Annotated in this window: 8 protein-coding genes and 1 pseudogene; 5 read left to right on the top strand and 4 right to left on the bottom strand. The window is 63.7% G+C overall.

What is annotated here, in order from left to right; genetic code table 11:
- Nucleotides 1-85: 85 nt before the first annotated feature.
- Both C6Y56_RS09375 and C6Y56_RS09370 read right to left on the bottom strand, forming a co-directional pair.
- Nucleotides 86-10,465: pseudogene (locus C6Y56_RS09375) on the bottom strand (amino acid adenylation domain-containing protein); the annotation flags it as partial.
- Nucleotides 10,466-10,883: 418 nt separating this feature from the next.
- A complete protein-coding gene (locus tag C6Y56_RS09370; protein WP_169429608.1) occupies nucleotides 10,884-11,621 on the bottom strand; it encodes a thioesterase II family protein in 738 nt (245 codons plus the stop codon).
- Between the two features lie 128 nt (nucleotides 11,622-11,749).
- On the opposite strand from C6Y56_RS09370, the gene C6Y56_RS09365 reads away from it, so the two are divergent.
- Nucleotides 11,750-12,883 (top strand): cupin-like domain-containing protein, encoded by a 1,134-nt coding sequence (locus tag C6Y56_RS09365; RefSeq protein WP_169429607.1) that lies wholly within the window; start codon nucleotides 11,750-11,752, stop codon nucleotides 12,881-12,883.
- Between the two features lie 6 nt (nucleotides 12,884-12,889).
- On the opposite strand, the gene C6Y56_RS09360 is transcribed toward C6Y56_RS09365, so the two are convergent.
- Nucleotides 12,890-14,062, bottom strand: a complete 1,173-nt coding sequence (locus C6Y56_RS09360; RefSeq protein ID WP_169429606.1) for an MFS transporter — start codon at nucleotides 14,060-14,062, stop codon at nucleotides 12,890-12,892.
- Between the two features lie 208 nt (nucleotides 14,063-14,270).
- On the opposite strand from C6Y56_RS09360, the gene C6Y56_RS09355 reads away from it, so the two are divergent.
- The 4 genes from C6Y56_RS09355 to C6Y56_RS09340 all read left to right on the top strand — a co-directional run bounded on the left by C6Y56_RS09355 (nucleotide 14,271) and on the right by C6Y56_RS09340 (nucleotide 18,498).
- Entirely contained in the window at nucleotides 14,271-15,071 is an 801-nt protein-coding gene (locus tag C6Y56_RS09355; protein ID WP_169429605.1) for a glucose 1-dehydrogenase, read from the top strand.
- Nucleotides 15,064-16,890 (top strand): glycoside hydrolase family 15 protein, encoded by a 1,827-nt coding sequence (locus C6Y56_RS09350; RefSeq protein WP_169429604.1) that lies wholly within the window; start codon nucleotides 15,064-15,066, stop codon nucleotides 16,888-16,890. Before C6Y56_RS09355 ends, C6Y56_RS09350 begins: the two co-directional genes overlap by 8 nt.
- A 308-nt stretch (nucleotides 16,891-17,198) precedes the next feature.
- Nucleotides 17,199-17,588 (top strand): hypothetical protein, encoded by a 390-nt coding sequence (locus C6Y56_RS09345; protein WP_169429603.1) that lies wholly within the window; start codon nucleotides 17,199-17,201, stop codon nucleotides 17,586-17,588.
- 10 nt (nucleotides 17,589-17,598) lie between these two features.
- On the top strand, nucleotides 17,599-18,498 hold the full coding sequence (locus C6Y56_RS09340; RefSeq protein WP_169429602.1) for an alpha/beta fold hydrolase: 900 nt from the start codon (nucleotides 17,599-17,601) through the stop codon (nucleotides 18,496-18,498).
- On the opposite strand, the gene C6Y56_RS09335 is transcribed toward C6Y56_RS09340, so the two are convergent.
- Nucleotides 18,467-19,450, bottom strand: a complete 984-nt coding sequence (locus C6Y56_RS09335; RefSeq protein ID WP_169429601.1) for a GlxA family transcriptional regulator — start codon at nucleotides 19,448-19,450, stop codon at nucleotides 18,467-18,469. The genes C6Y56_RS09340 and C6Y56_RS09335 overlap by 32 nt on opposite strands.
- Nucleotides 19,451-19,536: the final 86 nt, after the last annotated feature.

The raw sequence follows: 19,536 nt of genomic DNA, 5'->3' as shown, positions 1-19,536 counted from the left end.
CCTGAAGGGCGATGCTCTGATGGATGCACAGATCGGTGACGAAGTCGGTGGAAACCGGCGCCGTCTCGATCAGACGCAATTGGCTGAGCGAGCACTCACCCGCCTCGGTCATCTGCTCGAGCAAACGCTGCAAGTGCGCGCCCAGTTGTGCCACGCTGGCGTCGGCAAAACGGTCGCGCTGGTAGCTGAAGTGCACCGACAGCTCGGCGCCCAGATGCACCAGCAGGGTCAACGGATAGTTGGTCTGTTCGTGGTTCTGCACCGGACCGAATCGCAGGCCCTGCGGCGCGCCTTGCTCCAGCGCTTCGGCAATCGGGTAGTTCTCGAACACCATCAGGCTGTCGAACAGCGCGTCACCGCCCTGCCCGGCCCAGCGCTGGATCTGCGCCAGCGGTGTGTGCTCGAACTCGCGCAGCGCCAGGTTCTGCGCCTGTACGCCTTGCAGCCAACTGGCCAGGCTCTGCTGCGCTTGTGGCGCGGCGATCACCGGCAAGGTGTTGATGAACAGGCCGACCTGCTGCTCGGCCCCCGGCAGATCCGCCGGGCGCCCGGCAACGGTGGCGCCGAACGCCACGCACTCCTTGCCGGTGTAGCGCTGCAACAGCAGCAGCCATGCGGCTTGCATCAGGGTGTTGACGGTGACTTTCGAGGCTCGGGCAAACTCGCCCAGACGCTGGGTCAGGCTGGCATCGAGCACCTGGAAATGATCGCCATAACCGACGCTCGGCAGACCGGCACTCGGCCGCGCGATGGCATCGGCCAGACGCGTCGGCTCTTGCAGATTGCCCAGCGCCGCCAGCCAGTAGGCTTCGGCAGTCGCGGCGTCCTGACGCTGCAGCCAGGCGATGTAATCGCGGTAACGCCCGGTCGGACGCGGCACCGCTGCGCCGCTGTAATGCTGCAACACTTCGCCGAGCAACTGCGCACTGCTCCAGCCGTCCATCAGGATGTGATGGTTGGTGTAGATCAGGTGATGACGGTTTTCAGCGATGCGCACCAGCACCAGACGCAGCAACGGTGCGCAGCTCAGGTCGAGGCCTTGGGCACGTTCTTCATCGGCAAGTTTTTTCAGCGCGGCATCAACGTCGCTCTGACCGTTCCAGTCGAGTACCCGGAACGGCACTTCGAGCTGACGCTGCACCACTTGCACCGGCTGCTCCAGATCGCCCTGCCAGACGAAACCGGTGCGCAGGATGTCATGAGCATCCACCACCGCTTGCCACGCGGCGCGGAAACGCTGCGGGTCGACGCCATCGACGTCCAGACGCATCTGGTTGATGTAGTCGCCGTTGCCGTGTTCGAGCAAGGTGTGGAACAGCATGCCCTGCTGCATCGGCGACAGCGGGTAGATGTCGTCGATGGTCTGCGGCTGTGGCGCCAGTACGTCGAGTTGGGCCTGGGTCAGGGTCGCCAGCGGGAAGTCCGACGGGGTCACGCCACGGTTGGAGCTGTCGCAGCAATGGGCGATCAGCGCGGTCAGCTCTTGCAGGTAATCGTCGGCCAGACGCTGGATGGTCGCCGGCTCGAACATCTCGCGGCTGAAGGTCCAGCTCAGGTCCAGCTCGCCGTTGAACACCTTGCCGTCGAGGGCCAGCGGGCTGCCCAGCGGGCCTTGCAGGTTGACTTCTTCACCGCCGGATTCGCTGGTCGGCACGAACAGCGCTGCGTCGCCGGCCTCTAAACTGCCGTCGAACTGGCCCAGATAGTTGAAGGTCAGGCGCGGCGTCGGCAACGCCTGCAGGACGGCCCGGGCGTGGTCGTCACCCAAGTGCGCCAGCGCACCAAAACCGATGCCTTTGTTCGGAATCGCCCGCAGTTGCTCCTTGATCTGTTTCAGCGACGCGCCGAGGTCAGCGGTCGGGGTCAGTTTTGCCGGGAACAGACTGGTGAACCAGCCCACGGTGCGGGTCAGGTCGACGTGATCGAACAGGTCTTCACGACCGTGCCCTTCCAGTTGCACCAGCACATTGTCGTCACCGGTCCAGCGCACCATCACCCGCGCCAGCGCGGTCAGCAGCAGGTCGTTGACCTGGGTGCGGTAGGCCGCCGGGGCCTCTTGCAGCAGTTGGCGGGTCAGGGTTTTGTCCAGCGGCGTGCGGATCGACATGGCCTGGCAATGTTGCTGGCCACCCTGCGGGTTGTCGCACGGCAGAGTGTTCGATGCGCCTTGCAGATGCTGTTGCCAGAAGCCCAGCTCGGCTTGCAACGGCGCGCTGCCGGCGTAGTCCTGCAACGCTTCGGTCCAGGCTTTCACCGCACTGGTCTTGGCCGGCAGCTGCACGGCCGCCCCCGACTGGATTTGCCGGTAAGCGCTTTGCAGGTCTTCGAACAGAATCCGCCACGACACGCCATCCACCACCAGGTGATGGACCACCAGCAACAGACGATGGCTGCCATCGGCCAGGTCCGCCAGCACCGCACGGATCAGCGAACCGCCGCTCAGTTGCAGACTGCGCTGGGCCTGATTGCCCAGCACTTCAAGGGCCGCCAGATCGGCGACCTCGACTTGCCACAGCACGGTTTCGCCGGCCCGGGTTTCAACATCGCGGTACTGCGCCGTCCAGCCCTGCGGTTGCTCGGCAAAGTCCAGGCGCAGGCTGTCGTGATGCACGACCAGTGCATCCAGTGCCTGCTCCAGAACAGAAGCATCCAACAGCTGAGCGGTCTTGAGCATCACCGACTGGTTCCAGTGATGACGGTCGGGAATCGGCTGGGCGAAGAACCACTGATGAATCGGCAGCAACGCCGTTTCGCCGGTCACCGGTTGCTGATCGATCGGTTGCACCGGCTCGCCGGTCTGCACCACATTGGCCAGGGCCTGAATGGTCTGGTGCTGGAACAAATCTTTCGGGGTGAAGCGCAACCCGGCCTGACGGGCGCGGCTGACCACCTGGATCGAGATGATCGAATCGCCGCCCAGCTCGAAGAAGTTGTCGGTCAGGCCGACGCGTTCCAGCTTCAGCACGTCCTGCCAGATCGTCGCCAGTTGCTGCTCCAGCGCGCTTTGCGGCGCCACGTAAGACTGCTGCAATTGGCTGACGTCAGGCTTGGGCAGGTTCTTGCGATCGAGTTTGCCGTTCGGCGTCAGCGGCATGCGCTCGAGGGTCAGCACGTAGGCCGGGACCATGTGCGCTGGCAGCGTGGCCTTGAGTTGCGCCCGCAGTTGCTCGGCGAAATCCGCCTGTTGCGAATCGCCGACGACGTACGCCACCAGCCGTTTGCTGCCAGCGCTTTCCTGGGCCACGACCACCGCTTCGCGCACACCGTCGAGGGCTTGCAGACTGGCTTCGATTTCACCCAGTTCGATACGGAAACCACGGATCTTCACCTGGTTGTCGATGCGTTCCAGGTAGTCAAACGTGCCGTCGGCACGCTGGCGCACCAGATCGCCGGTGCGGTACAGCACGCCACCGCTTGCGCTGAACGGGTCCGCGACAAAGCGCTCGGCAGTCATCGCCGGGCGATTCAGGTAACCACGGGCCACGCCGCTGCCACCGAGGTACAGCTCGCCGGCCATGCCTTGCGGCAACAGATTCAGATCGGCGTCGAGCACGTACGCGCTGCGGTCGCCGATGCGGCTGCCGATTGGCGCGTAGGCGGCGCCGCACGGCACATCGCGACCAGCCTTCCAGATCAGTGGCGTGACCACGGTTTCGGTCGGGCCGTAGCCGTTGATGATGTACTCCGGGTTCAGCGCACGCTTGACCCGTTCGAAACTCGCATTCGGAACCGCATCACCGCCGAAGCAGTAGATGCGCACCTTTGGCGGATTGCCCACGCGCTCGGCGTGTTCGGCCAGTTGTTGCAGGTACACCGGCGGGAACGCGACCACGGTCACGCCGTGCTCGATCATCGCGTTGTAGGTCTGCTCCGGTGTCCACAAGCTGTCGTCGCGAATCAACAGCGAGCCGCCGTGGGTCAGGCTGGTCAGCCAGCGCTCATGGGCGCCGTCGAAGGCGAACGACATGAAGTGGAATTCGCAATCGCTGTCGCGCATTTCATAGCGCTCACCGATGGCCAGGCAGTGCATCGCCAGCGGCCCGTGGGTGACGCTGACGCCTTTCGGGTTGCCGGTGGAGCCGGAGGTGTAAATCACGTAGGCCAGATTGTCCGGATCGATCGTCACCACCGGCGCCTGCGCCGAATGGCCGCTGAGGTCGAGGCGATCCAGTTCCAGCACGCTCATGGCGTCGTCGATAGGCAGTTGCGCCGACACGCGGGAATCGCTCAGCAGCAGCGCCAGACCGCAATCCTGCATCAGGTACGCCAGACGCTCGCGCGGGTAGCTGGTGTCGAGCGGCACATAGGCGCCGCCGGCCTTGAGCACCGCCAGCAAGGCGACGATCAGACCTTCGCCGCGCGGCATCGCCACGCCGACCCGCACTTCGGCGCGCACGCCACGGGCCACCAGTTCATGGGCCAGACGGTTGGCCCGGGCATCCAGTTCGCCGTAGCTGTAATGCTTGCCATCGAAAATGACCGCCGTGCGATCAGGCTGCAGCGCCGCCAATCGGGCGTAGCGCTGGTGCACGGCGATATCGGTCGGGTACGCCTGCGGATGATTTTGCGCCTGTTGCCGCGCATGTTCGTCAGCCGTGGCCAAAGCGATTTCACCGAGACGACGCTCGGCGGATTCAGCGAACTGTTCCAGCAGATGCAGCAACTGCGCGCTCAGGCGCTCGACCGTGGCGACGCTGAAATGCGCCTGGTCGAAGCTCATGTGCAGCGCCAGGGTTTCGCCCAGCGTCACGCCGAGGGTCAGCGGATAGTGGGTCTGATCCTGGTTGGCGACTTCGCCGAACACCACGCCTTCGGCGGTGCCGTGTTGCAGCGCTTCGGAAATCGGGAAGTTCTCGAACACCAGCAGCGTGTCGAACAGCGACTCGCCGCCCTGCCCGGCCCAGCGCTGAATGCTCGCCAGCGGTGTGTGTTCGAACTCGCGCAGCGACAGGTTCTGCGCCTGCACCGCCGCCAGCCACGCGGCCACGGTCTGATCGGGACGACTGCCCGCAATCAACGGCAAGGTGTTGATGAACAGACCGACCTGCTGCTCGATGCCCACCAGTTCCGCCGGACGCCCGGCCACGGTGGTGCCGAACGCCACGCAGGCGCTGCCGGTGTAGCGCTGCAACAGCAGCAGCCACGCGGCTTGCACCAAGGTGTTGACGGTGACTTTCTGCTCCCGGGCAAACGCATTCAGACGACCGGTGCGCGACGCTTCGAGGTCGTAATGCTTGAGCAGATGACCGACCTCGCTGCGAACTTCGCCACCGCCGGCCGCAGCTTGCGCCAGCACCGTCGGCTCGTGGAAATCCGCCAGTTGTTGCAGCCAGAACGCTTCGCTGACCGCCGCGTCCTGACGTTGCAGCCACTGGATGTAATCCGAGTAACGGCTGATCGGACGCGGGGGTTGCTGGCCGGCATAACGCTGCAGGACTTCGCCGAGCATCTGCGCGCTGCTCCAGCCGTCCATCAGGATGTGGTGGTTGGTGAAGATCAGGTGATGTCGGTTATCGCTGACGCGGATCAGGGTCACGCGCAGCAGCCCGGCCTGAGTCAGGTCGAACCCTTCGGCCAGATCGGCGGCGGTGAAATCCTTGAGGGCCTGGGCGATGTCGCTGTGTTCACGCCAGTCGAGCAGCGTGTACGGCAGCGCCAGTTGGCGATGGATGATTTGCAGTTGCTCCTGCAATTCGCCCTGCCAGATGAAGCCGCTGCGCAGGATGTCGTGAGCGTCCATGGTCGCTTGCCACGCCGCACGGAAACGCTCGGGATCGAGGCCGTCGACATCGACGCACAACTGGTTGATGTAAGTGCCGGCGCCCTGTTCGTACAAGGTGTGGAACAGCATGCCCTGCTGCATCGGCGACAGCGGATAGATGTCTTCGATGCCCGCGGCCGGCACCGGGATCGCGTCCAGTTGCGCCTGATCGATGTGCGCCAGCGGGAAGTCCGACGGCGTCACGCCCATCGAATCCGCGTCGCAGCAATGGCTGATCAAGGCTTGCAGTTCGCGCTCGTAATCCTCGGCCAGACGGGCGATGGTCGCCTCGTTGAATTGCTCGCGGCTGAAGGTCCAGCGCAAGTCGAGTTCGCCGTCGTAGACCTGACCTTCGACGCCCAGCCAGTTGTCCAGCGGCGCGTCGAGGCTTTGCTCGAGCCCGGCGCTTTCACCGGCCGGGCTGAACAGTGCACCGTCCTCGGCATCGAAGCTGCCATCGAACTGGCCGAGGTAGTTGAAGGTGATGCGCGGCATCGCCAGCGCCTTGAGGCAGGCCTGGGTGGACGCCTCGCCCAGATGGCGCAGCACACCGAAACCGATGCCTTTGTTCGGAATGGCGCGCAGTTGTTCCTTGACCTGCTTGATCGCCGCCGCAACGGAATCCGCCGGTGTCAGACGTACCGGAAACAGACTGGTGAACCAGCCGACGGTGCGGGTCAGGTCGATGTCGTCGAACAGGTCTTCGCGGCCGTGGCCTTCCAGCTGAATCAGGGTGTCGGCGTGGCCGGTCCAGCGGCTGATGACTCGCGCCAGTGCGGTCAGCAGCAGATCGTTGACCTGTGTGCGGTAAGCGGCCGGGGCCTGTTGCAGCAATTGCTGGGTGAAGGTTTTGTCGAGGCGGCTGTGCAGCACCAGGGCGTGACGGCTTTGCAGGCTGCCCTGCGGGTTGTCGCAGGGCAGATCCAGTGCCGCGCCGTCGAGTTGTTGCTTCCAGAATCCCAGTTCGGCCTGCAACGACTCGGTCGCGGCATAAGCTTGCAGATGCTCGCCCCAGACCTTGTAGGCGCTGGTTTTCGCCGGCAGTTTGATTGCGTTTTTTTGCGCAGCCTGTTGATAAGCCAGTTGCAGGTCTTCCAGCAGAATCCGCCACGACACACCGTCCACCACCAGGTGATGCACCGCCAGCAGCAGACGCTGACTGCCATCGGCGACGGTCGCCAGCACCGCGCGCAGCAGCGGGCCGTTTTGCAGGTTCAGGCTTTGCTGGGCCTTGGCGTACAGCGCTTGCCGTTCGCTGTCGGCCAGCGTGTCGGCGGTCCACAACAGTTCCGGATCATAAGCCGTTGGCGCCACTTCGGCACGCCAGCCTTCGGTGCCTTCAACGAAGCGCGAACGCAGGCCGTCGTGATGGGCAAGCAATGCATTCAGCGCCTGCAACAGTGCTTCGGCGTTCAGGGCTTGGTGGCTGCGCAGCAGCACCGCCTGGTTCCAGTGGTGACGCTGGGGAATCGGGTCTTCGAAGAACACCTGCTGGATCGGCAGCAACGGCAGTTCGCCGGTCACCGGGCCCTGATCGATGCTCACGCTACCGCTGCCCTGCTGCGCCACGCTGGCCAGACCTTGTACGGTCTGATGCTGGAACAGATCGCGAGGGCTGAAATGAATCCCGGCCTGACGCGAGCGGCTGACCACCTGAATCGAGATGATCGAATCACCGCCCAGTTCGAAGAAGTTGTCGGTGAGGCCGACCCGTTCGAGCTTGAGCACGTCCTGCCAGATGCCGGCGATTTTCTGCTCCAGCTCGCTGCGCGGCGCGACGAACGCCTGCTGCATCTGGCTGGCGTCTGGCGCCGGCAAGGCCTTGCGGTCCAGTTTGCCGTTCGGGCTCAGGGGCAGTTCGGCGAGGAACAACAGCTGCGTCGGCACCATGTAATCCGGCAGGCTGTCCTTGAGCTGCGCCTTGATCGCTTCCCGCGCCGCGCCTTGTTCGTCGACCGTCGCTGCAACCACGGACGCATCTTTCGGCACCACATACGCCACCAGTTGCAGGCTGCTGCCGCCCTGCACTGCCAGCACCACGGCTTCGCTGACGTCGTTCAGTTCCAGCAGGCGCGCTTCGACTTCGCCCAGCTCGATACGGAAACCACGGATCTTCACTTGATGGTCAACCCGGCCGACGTATTCGAGCTGGCCGAGGGCGTTGTAACGCGCCAGGTCGCCGGTGCGATACAGGCGCGCCCCAGTGCTGGAAAACGGATCGGGAATGAAGCGTTCGGCAGTCAGATCGGCACGCTGGAAGTAACCGCGCGCGAGCAATTCACCCCCGATCAGCAGTTCACCGACCACACCGACCGGGGTCGGCTGGCCGTCAGCATCCAGCAGATAAGTGTGACGACCCGGCAGTGGTTGACCTATCGGCATTGTCAATTGCAACGGCTGGCGACCGAACACGTAGTCGCTGCAATCGAGGGTAGTCGCCGTAACGGTGGCCTCGGTCGGGCCGTAGGTGTTGAGCAGTTTGACGTGCTCGAGCCCGGCCTGACGCCAGGCCTGCACACCTTCCGGCGGCATCGCTTCACCGCCGCTGTGCACCTGACGCAGCGCCGCGTAGTCACGCGGGCCGGCGGCGGCGAATTCCTTGGCGATCATGTTCCAGTAAGCGGTGGTCAGGTCCATGACCGTGATGCGGTGTTCAACAATGTTCCGGTACAGGGTTTCGCTGTCCCACACTTCGTTGCCGCGCAGCACCACCGAGGCGCCACAGGTCAGCGGGCCGAACAGCTGCTCGCCGAATGCATCGAAGTTGAAGGTCGCAAATTGCAGCGCACAATCGGCAGCGCTCAGGCCGTAGTAATGCTGCGAGGCGAATGCGTGTTTGCTCAGGGCTCCGTGGCTGATGCCGACGCCTTTCGGGCGACCGGTGGAGCCGGAGGTGAACATCACGTAGGCGAGGTTGTCGGCCCACACGGTGCGTTGCGGATTGCTTTCATCGGTGTGGGCCCAGATTTCGGCCTGATCCAGACACAGGCTCTGGACGTTCTGCGGCACCGGCAAACGGTCGAGCAAATGGCTTTGAGTCAGCAGCAAGCGGCTGCCACTGTCTTCGATCATGCACAGCAGGCGATCGCGCGGGTATTGCGGATCCAGCGGCACATAAGCGCCGCCGGCCTTGAGCACGGCGAGAATCGCGACGATCAGTTCCAGTCCGCGATCCACCGCCACGCCCACCAGCACGTCCGGGCCGACACCTTGCGCCAGCAGCGTGCGCGCCAGGCGATTGGCCCGGGCGTTGAGCTGGGTGTAGGTCAGTCGCTGGCCGTCGAAAATCAGCGCGACGGCATCCGCTGTCAGTTCGGCCTGGGCTTCGAACAGTTGATGCACCGGGCGCTCGCTCGGCCATTGGGTGTCGTGACGGCCCCAGTCCTGAGTCAGTTGTTCGAGCTCGGTCGTTTCCAACAAAGCAATTTCACCGACGCGCTGCTGCGGATCGCTGACGATGCTGTGCAGCAAGTTCATCCAGTGACGCGCCATGCGCTCGATGGTTTCCGGCTCGAACAGATCCGTGGCGTAGGTGAACGCCGCGTGCAGCTGCCCGCCCTTCTCGTAGGTGTCCAGGCTCAGGTCGAACTGGGTGCTGCGGCTTTCCCACTCGATGACGCCCAGCTCCAGACCGCTGCCGACCTTGAGCGTGGTGACGTCGGCGACTTCCGGCTGGTGGTTGTACATCACCTGGAACAGCGGGTTGTAACTGAGACTGCGCTCCAGTTTCAGCGCCTCGACCAGACGCTCGAACGGCAAGTCCTGGTGGGCCTGGGCGCCGAGGGCGGTTTCCTTGAGGTCACGCAGCAGATCGGCGATGGAGGTCTGGCCGTCCAGTTCGACGCGCAGCACCTGAGTGTTGACGAAGAAACCGATCAGCCCTTCGATTTCCCGGCGGTTGCGGTTGGCAATCGGCACTCCGACGCGCAGGTCGGTCTGGCCGGTGTAACGGTGCAGCAGAATATTGAAGGTGCCGAGCAACAGCATGAACAGCGTCACGCCGTGCTGACGGGCGATGCCGCGCAATTGCTCGACCAGCGCAGCGTCCACCACGCGTTCCAGACGCCGACCCTGATTGCTCGGCAGCACCGGGCGCGGGTGATCCACCGGCAATTCCAGTACCGGATGTTCGTCGCCCATCTGCGCCAGCCAGTAGTCGAGTTGACGCTGCTGTTCGCCCGCCTCCAGCCAGCGGCGCTGCCACAGGGCGTAGTCGCTGTATTGCACCGTCAGCGGCGGCAGTTCGGCAGCGCGGCCCTGATCGTGGGCGTCATAGCAGCGGCAGAATTCGTCGATCAGCACGTTCATGGACCAGCCGTCGGAGACGATGTGGTGCAAGGTCAGCAACAGCACGTGTTCCTGCTCGGCCAGTTGCAACAGGCGCACCCGCAGCAGCGGGCCGTTGGCCAGATCGAACGGCAGCAGCGATTGCTCCTGCGCGGCGGCGGCCACACGGGCTTCACGTTCGGCGGCAGGCAAATCGCTGAGGTCGATGCGCTGGATGTCCAGCGGTTGTTGCAGCGGCACTTGCAGCAGGCTGTCGTCAGGCTGCTGCTGGAACACCGTGCGCAGGGTTTCGTGACGTTCGATCAGGCTGGCGAAGGCTTGCTCCAGCGCCGGCTGGTTCAGGCGACCGGTCAGGCGCACCGCCGCCGGCAGGTTGTAGGCGCCGCTTTGCGGGTCCAGATGCCAGAGAAACCACATGCGTTGCTGGGCATACGACAGCGCCTGCCGATCCTCGGCCTCGACGCCTGCGGGAATCGGGAACCGGGAAAAATCCACCCCTTCTTTCGCCAGGGCAGCCAGGAACATCTGGCGCTTTTCCAGGGGCAACCCGATAAACCGGCGAGCGAGTTTCAAGGAGTCTTCTGCATTCATTTCTTGGCATCCGGATCAGTAGGCACAGGCCGCACAAAGGCACGTCGTCCCTATAAAACGAATGCAGACCGGAAAAATTAGCGATTGAGAAGAAGTGTCAGGCGGGAGGTAAAGCGCGGATTTCAGTGGTAAACAAAATCCTGTGGGAGCGAGCCTGCTCGCGATGGCGGTTCGACAAACAACGCAGCATCGTCTGCAAAATAGCTATCGCGAGCAGGCTCGCTCCCACAGATCGTTTCGGTGCTCAGGCGGTTGCAGCCATGGCATGGCGACGGTGATGCACCTCCAGTTGATCCTTGATCACCTTGAGCACCCTGGCTTCGTGTTCATGAATGAAGAAGTGCCCGCCGGCCAGCATGTCCACCGAGAAGCTGCCGGAGGTTTCCTTGCTCCAGCCGATCAATTGTTCAGTGGTGGCCTTGTCGGCCTTGCCGCCCAACACATGCACCGGGCAATTGAGCAACGGGCGCTGCAACGGCTGGAATTTGCCGCAGAGCAGGAAATCCGCGCGCAGGATCGGCAGGGTCAGGCTCATCAACTCTGCGTTGGCCAGCACTTCCTCGCTAGTGCCGTTGAGCGTGCGCAGCTGGTCGATCAGTTCGGCGTCGGTCTTCGGGTCGGCAAAACCGCGGTCGTAATCGGCGCGCATGGTCGGCGCCGCAGTGCCCGAAGCGAACAGCGCCACCGGCTCCGGGCAACCCAGCGCGCGCAGTGCATGGGCGATTTCGCAGGCCATCAGCGCGCCCAGGCTATGGCCGAACAGCGCATAAGGGGTTTTGAGTGTCGGGCGCAATTCCCTGGCCAGTTGCATCGCCAGTACGCGCATGTCGGTGTGCAGCGGCTCGTCGAACCGTGCGCCGCGCCCCGGCAGTTCCACCGGTTGCAGTTGCAGCCATTGCGGCAGCTTCGGCCGCCAGCGGCTGTAGACCATGGCACTGGCGCCGGAGTACGGCAGGCACAGCAGGGTCAACTTGTTCACCACGTTTCCCTCGAAAAATGTCTCTTCATGAGGTTACGGATCAACGACCGGGCAAATTAGTCGGCGGTGACTAAATTCCCCCCACAAACCCTCGTTAACCGTTCAGGCCAAAACAACAACGAGGATTCACCGTGGACCTGCAGACCATCCTGGGCAAACTGTTCGCCAATGCCGGCGCCGTCGGCATCGAAGGCGTTTTCCAATTCGTGCTGGGTCCACAGCTGGCGTGCTGGTCCGAGGTCAAGGCCAGCACCCGCACCGAGGCCGGTCGACACCCGAGCCCGGACGTGACCATTGAGGTGACGCCCGACGATTTTGCCGGGATCATGTCCGGTACTGCCAACGTCGAAGAACTGTTCGCCAGCGGTCGGCTGAAGATCGGCGGCAACATGGGCCTGGCGACAATGCTGCCGCAGATCATCGACCACGCCCGCTACGGGGGGGCGCCGGCGCAGAAGGTCGACATGAACAAGCGCTACCCGACTCCGCCGCGCCGCAGTGAAACCATCACCGCCGCACGACCGGTGCAGACCGTCGTCGAACGCCGGCCGCGCAGCGAATTGTCACTTCAGGAGTTCAAGGAGCGCTATCTGCCCGCCGGCACGCCGGTGGTCATCAGCAATGCCTTGCACGACTGGCCGCTGTTCAAGCTCAGCCGCGAAGAGTCGCTGGTGCATTTCGCCGAACTGCAAGGCATCACCCGCCACGGCGATTACGTGAAGAAAACCTTCTCCACCGAACGGGATTTCCGTTCCACCTCGATGGCCGATTTCATCGCCTCACTGGACAGCCCGGCAGTCAAGGGCGCGGACGGCGAGCCGCCGGCGTACATGGGCAACAACATCCTGCCGGCCGCCCTGATGCAGCAGATTAAATACCCGCCCTACTTCGATGCGTCGCTGTTCATCCCGCCACGGATCTGGATCGGCCCCAAGGGCACGCTGACGCCGCTGCACCGCGACGACTCCGACAACCTGTTCGCCCAGGTCTGGGGCCAGAAGAAATTCACCCTCGCCGCGCCCCACCACCGTGAAGCGCTGGGCACCTGGTCCACTGCGCCCGAGGGTGGGCTGGACGGCTGCGATTTCAACCCGGACGCGCCGGATTATGAGCGCTTCCCCGCCGCCCGCGACGTGACATTCCTGCGCGTGACCCTGGAGGCCGGGGATCTGTTGTTCCTGCCCGAAGGCTGGTTCCATCAGGTGGAATCCGTCTCGACGTCGCTTTCCGTCAACTTCTGGGTGAACTCGGGCCGGGGCTGGTGACCGGCATTATTTGAGGTGACGAAAGCTCTGCACCGCCGAGCCCAGCACCACCGCCCCGGCGGCAATCGCCAGCCAGAAGCCGCTGCGCGCACCGAACGCATCCACCAATGCGCCGGAGCCAGCGGCGCCGATGGCCACGCCGATGCTCAAACCGGTCACCAGCCAGGTCAGGCCTTCGGTGAGTTTGGCCGGCGGCACAATGCGTTCGATCAACGCCATCGCCACGATCAGGGTCGGTGAGAAGAACAGCCCGGCGATGAACACCGCCACGGCCAACCCGAAAATGTTGCTCGCCAGCAGCAACGGCAGCGTAGTCACCGCCGTCGCAATCCCACCATACAGAAACAATCTGGGCAACGGCAGCTTCGAGCGCATCGCGCCGAAGGCGATACCGGCCAGACAGGAACCGATGGCATACACCGACAGCACAATGCTCGCCGCCGCCGGCTGGCCCTGCTGCTGAGCGAACGCGACACTGACCACATCCACCACGCCGACAATCACGCCCATGGCGAGCATCAACGCCAGCAGCCATTGCACGTCGGTCGAACGAATGATCGAGCCCTGATGCTGCGATTCGTGCGGATGCACCGGCGGCTCGGTGCTGCGCTGGGCAACAAACGCCGTCACGCCAATCGCCAGCATCAACAGCGCCGCCAGTGGCCCGGCCTCGGGAAACACGCCGACGCACAAGCCCACCGACAACGGCGGGCCGACAATGAAGCAGACTTCGTCGAGCACCGACTCCAGCGCATAGGCCGTCTGCAACTGCGGCTGGCCGCGATAGATTTCGGTCCAGCGCGCCCGCGCCATCGCCGACATGCTCGGCATGCAACCGGCCAGCGCGGCGCAGACAAACAGGGTCCAGGTCGGCGCCTGCAAACGGGTGCACAGCAGCAACATCAGCAGCGCGCCCCCGCCGATCAGCGCCGCCACCGGCAGCACCCGCCCCTGGCCAAAACGGTCCACCAGCCGTGACACCTGCGGCGCGCAAAACGCCGTGGCCAGGGCAAATGTCGCCGCCACCCCACCCGCCAGCGCGTAGCCGCCGGTCAATTGAGAGAGCATGGTGATCACGCCGATACCGGTCATGGAAATCGGCATGCGCGCGACCATCGCGGCAATGACAAAAGCCCGGGCGCCGGGGGCGTTGAACAGTTCGCGGTAAGGGTTTGCCATCGGATGCAGCCTCATCAGGGGCGGCCAAGTTGCCACAAAGCCTGACGGCCGGGGAAGCGAGGAATTGTTGGTGGAGTGTGAAGTCCCTGTGGCGTGCAGGGCCAATCGCTGCCGCATAACGCTGTCGATGATTTCATGTACGCGGATGAACTCTCGTCGCCGGCCATCAGTCAGCTAAATAAGCCCACAACCCAAGGCGCACCCCTGCATGCAGATTTCCCTCGCCCGTCAGGTGGCACTGGTCACCGGCGCCAGTTCCGGCATCGGCCACGGTGCCGCCAAGGCCCTGGCCGCCGCCGGTGCCGCCGTGGTCATCAACTACAACCGGCAGGCCGAGCCGGCCGAAGCGCTGGCCCGGCAGATCGTCGCCGACGGTGGTCAGGCCATCGCCATCGGCGCGGATGTGTCGAGGGAAGAGGACGTGGAGCGACTGTTCCAGCACACCCTCGATGCCTTCGGAACGCTGGACATTCTGGTGGCCAATTCCGGCCTGCAAAAAGACGCGGCGGCGGTGGATATGTCGCTGGCCGACTGGAACGCGGTGATTGGCGTCAACCTCACCGGCCAGTTCCTCTGCGCCCGCGCCGCGCTGCGGATCTTCAATCGCCAGGGCGTGCGCGAAGGCGTGTCCCGGGCTGCCGGCAAGATCATCCACATGAGCTCGGTGCACCAGCGCATTCCCTGGGCCGGGCACGTCAATTACGCAGCGTCCAAGGGCGGCGTCGATCAATTGATGCAGACCCTGGCCCAGGAAGTCAGCCACCAGCGAATCCGCATCAACGGCATCGCGCCAGGAGCGATCCGCACGGCCATCAATGAAGACGCCACCGAAGGCGACGCCGGGCAAGCGCTGCTCAAACTCATCCCCTACGGTCGCATCGGCGATGTCGAGGACGTGGCCAACGCGGTGGTGTTCCTCGCCTCCGATGCCTCGGACTACATCGTCGGCACCACCCTGTTCATCGACGGCGGCATGAGCCTCTATCCGGAGTTCCGCGGCAATGGCTGAGCATCCTTGCGAACGACAAAGCCCCATCGACGCCCACGGCATCATTGGCGACATGCGCAGCGCCGCGCTGGTCAATGACAAGGGCAGCGTGGATTTCTTCTGCTGGCCGGAGTTCGACAGCCCGTCGATCTTCTGCTCGCTGCTGGACACCCCCGAAGCGGGGATTTTTCAGCTCGCACCGGACCTGCCCGATGCCCGGCGCGAGCAGATTTACCTGCCGGACACCAACGTCCTGCAAACCCGCTGGCTCAGCGATCACGCCGTGGTGGAAATCACCGATCTGCTGCCCATCGGCGACAACGACGATGCACTGCCGCTGTTGATGCGCCGGGTGCGGGTGGTCAGCGGGCAGGCGACGTTTCATCTGCGCTGCGCCGTTCGGCATGACTATGCCCGTGCTGATACCCGCGCCGTCATCGATCAAAAGGATGTGCTGTTCAGCGCCAGCGGGCAGCCGACCCTGCGGCTGGCCTCGGATCAAACCTTGAGCGTCGATAACGCTGCAGCGGTCGGGCAATTCACCCTCAAGCAGGATGAAACGGCGGCGTTCATGCTCGGCGCCAGCGACGATCCGCGTTTTGCCGAAGGCGCCGCGCAGCTGTGCATCGAACGCACCCTGAAGTTCTGGCGCGACTGGATCGGCCAGTCCAACTATCGCGGTCGCTGGCGGGAAATGGTCAACCGCTCGGCCCTGGCCTTGAAGCTGCTGACCTCGCGCCAGCACGGCGCAATCCTCGCCGCCGCCACCTTCGGCCTGCCGGAAACACCCGGCGGCGAACGCAACTGGGACTATCGCTACACCTGGATCCGCGACGCCTCGTTCACTGTCTACGCCTTCATGCGCCTGGGCTTTGTCGACGAAGCCAACGCCTACATGCGCTGGCTGCGCGGTCGGGTCAGCGATTGCAGCGGCCGGCCGATGAAGCTGAACATCCTCTACGCCATCGACGGGCGCCAGGAACTGCCGGAAACCGAACTCACGCATTTGTCGGGACATGGCGGCGCAAAACCGGTGCGCATCGGCAATGGTGCCTACGACCAGATTCAACTGGATATCTTCGGCGAACTGATGGACGCCGTTTACCTGGTCAACAAATACGGCGACGCGATTTCCCACGAAGGCTGGAAACATGTGATGGAAGTGGTCGATCAGGTCTGTGAGACCTGGCAGACCAAGGACGTAGGCATTTGGGAAATGCGCGGTGAGCAACATCACTTCCTGCACTCGCGCCTGATGTGCTGGGTGGCGCTGGACCGGGCGATCCGCCTGGCCTCGAAACGCTCGCTGCCGGCGCCCTTCGCCCGCTGGGACCAGACCCGTCAGGCCATCCACGCCGACATCTGGGACAACTTCTGGAACGAAGAGCGCGGGCATTTCGTGCAATACCAGGGCGGCACCGCGCTGGATGGCTCGATGCTGCTGATGCCGTTGGTGCGCTTCGTCAGCGCCAAGGATCCGAAATGGCTGGCGACGCTGGAAGCGATCGAGAAGCATCTGGTGCGTGACGGCATGGTTTACCGCTATCGCAACGACGATGCCGGCATCGACGGTTTGTCGGGCACTGAAGGCGCTTTTGCCGCATGCTCGTTCTGGTACGTCGAGTGTCTGGCTCGGGCCGGGCAAGTGGAAAAGGCCCATCTGGAATTCGAGCAACTGCTGCGTTACGCCAATCCGCTGGGTCTGTACGCGGAGGAATTCGACAACCGTGGACGGCATCTGGGCAACACGCCTCAGGCGTTGACCCATCTGGCGCTGATCAGCGCGGCGAGTTTTCTCGATCGCAAGTTGAGCGGGGAGAAGAATTACTGGCAACCGTAGTCATCCTTCTTCGCCAGAGCCTGTAAGAAAGATCTCAACTCCAATTGCCGTTTGTAGGATGGCTACCTACGAACGGCAAACACCCCCAAGCCTTGCGGTTGAAGGGCTGGCCCACACAATCGATTCCTTTCGATACAACTTGTTGAAGGCGCGACCTGCAAAAACCTGCCAACCCCGTGTAACGCTTGGCCCTCGACTCGCACTTACACCCCGAAATACCTTGTTGCCAGCTGTTACATCCCCCCCTACCATCCACCGCAACGGGCACAGCGGAGCTGTCCAATAAAAACCCGATTCAAGGAACCAGAATGAGCCAACGCATCCACCGCCCCATCGATTCCCCGTTGAGGTCTGGCCTGACCCGCGACGAACTGTGGGAAGCCGCCGACAAGGGCCTGATCAAATGCTGGGAAATCGGCCGCCAGCGCGCCACCCGCTTCCCCGACCTCGCCCAACGCTGCAGCGCCGATGAGTTGCCGGTGCTGGGCTGGAAAGGTGGAGTCAGTCGCAGCCTGAAAAAGAATGAAAAATACGGATCACTGAAATACCTCGCCCAGTGGCAGGGGTTGCGTGGGGAAGATCTGGATATCGACCTGGGTTCCGAACGGGTCATGACCTGCTCGCGGACCAAGATGGTGGTGACGTTTACGCCGGATCGCAGCAAGTATTTCAATCAGGTGGCGGAAGCCGAAACTTGAGGAATCCCGTATGACCCAAGCCGTGATGCAGTTTTGCAAAACTGAAAGCCTGACCATCGGCTACGAGCATCACGGCCCGGAAAACGGCACGCCGGTCATCCTTCTTCACGGCTTCCCCTACTCCCCCCGCGCCTACGACGAAATCGCCTCGCCCCTCGCCGCCAAAGGTTATCGGGTGATCGTGCCGTACCTGCGCGGCTACGGGCCGACCCGTTTCAACAGCTCGGACACGTTGCGCTCCGGCCAGCAAGCGGCGCTGGCTCAGGATCTGCTGGATCTGATGGACGCACTGGGTATCGAACAAGCGACGTTGTGCGGTTACGACTGGGGCGGTCGGGCGGCGTGCATTGTGGCGGCGCTGTTCCCTGAGCGGGTGCGCGGGTTGGTGACGGGCGATGGCTACAACCTGCAGGACATTCCGAATTCGGTCCAGCCGCTGGATCCGCAGAGCGAGCATCGTTACTGGTATCAGTACTACTTCCACACACCCCGTGGCGTTGAAGGGCTGACGCAGAATCGACGGGCGCTGTGCGAGTTGCTGTGGCAATTGTGGTCACCGACCTGGGCGCGGAACGCCGAGCGTTTTCCGCTGAGCGCGCCGGCGTTCGACAACCCGGATTTCGTTGAGGTGGTGATTCACTCCTACCGCCATCGCTTCATGTATGCGCCGGGCGATCCGGCGCTGGAGTGGATGGAGCAAGCGCTGGAGAAACAACCGGCGATCGGCGTTCCGACGATTTCGCTGTGCGGTGCTGATGATGGTGTAGGCCCAGCACCGGCGGACGATGAAGATGACCATCACTTCACCGGACTTTATGAGCGGCGGGTGCTGGCCGGTGTCGGGCATAACATTCCCGAGGAAGCGCCGGGCGGAACACTCAAGGCATTACTGGATCTGCTCCAGCGCTAACCGAAAAACGCTCCCGATACGCTTGCGGCGTCACGCCCATGGCCCGCAGGAAACTGCGTCTTAACGTCTCTTCACTGCCAAACCCACAATTGGCCGCAACCCGTTTGATCGGCAATCCGGTATCGCTCAACAACCGGCGCGCGGTTTCAACGCGGATCAGTTCGATGGCCCGGGCCGGGGTCTGGCCGGTGTCGGCGCGGTAGTGGCGCACGAAGCTGCGTTCGCTCATGCCGGCCTGTTCGGCGAGGGTCGGGATGCCCAGGTCGCAGGTCAGGTGCTCGGCAATCCACGCGTGCAGATCGTCGAAGCGGTTGCCCTGTTTTTGCAGCGACAGCGTCACGCTGAATTGCGACTGCCCGCCCGGGCGTTTGAGGAACACCACCAGTTGCCGGGCGACGTCCAGGGCCATGTCGCGGCCGAGGTCGTCTTCGACCATGGCCAGCGCCAGGTCGATGCCGGCGGTAACGCCCGCCGAGGTCCAGACCGGGCCGTCGTTGATGAAGATCGGATTGGGTTCGACCTGCAAGCGCGGGTGCTGCTGCGCCAGTTGCTCACAGCGGGTCCAGTGGGTGACGACCCGGCGACCGTCGAGCCAGCCGCTGGCCGCCAGCAGAAAGGCGCCGGTGCAGACCGAAGCCACGCGTCGACAGCCGTTGGCGTGTTCACGCACCCAACTCACCAACCCGGTGTCTTCGGCAGCGGCGTAAACGCCCCAGCCGCCGGCGATGATCAGCGTATCACTGGGCTGTTTCGGCAGTGGTTCGGCCAGCATCGCCAACCCGGCGGAAGAACTCACCGCCCCGCCGCCACTGGCGATGACCGTTGGCGCATACGGCGCGGGCAAACCCTGCTGGCGGGCGATGTCGTTGGCCGAGGCGAAGACCTGCAACGGGCCGGTGACATCGAGCAGTTGCACATTGGCGAACGCGAGTACGTGGATGGTTTTCGGCATTTGGCGTAATTCGTGGGCTGATTGGCGTATGCGCCAAAACCTACGCGCCTACAGTGAAGCCGTCTACCCCCTTTTCACGGAGAAGA

Origin of the sequence: Pseudomonas fluorescens (assembly GCF_012974785.1) — a bacterium.
GTDB lineage: Bacteria > Pseudomonadota > Gammaproteobacteria > Pseudomonadales > Pseudomonadaceae > Aquipseudomonas > Aquipseudomonas fluorescens_BT.
The sequence above is the reverse complement of the archived record's forward strand: the minus strand, read 5'-3'. Positions and strand labels throughout refer to the sequence as shown.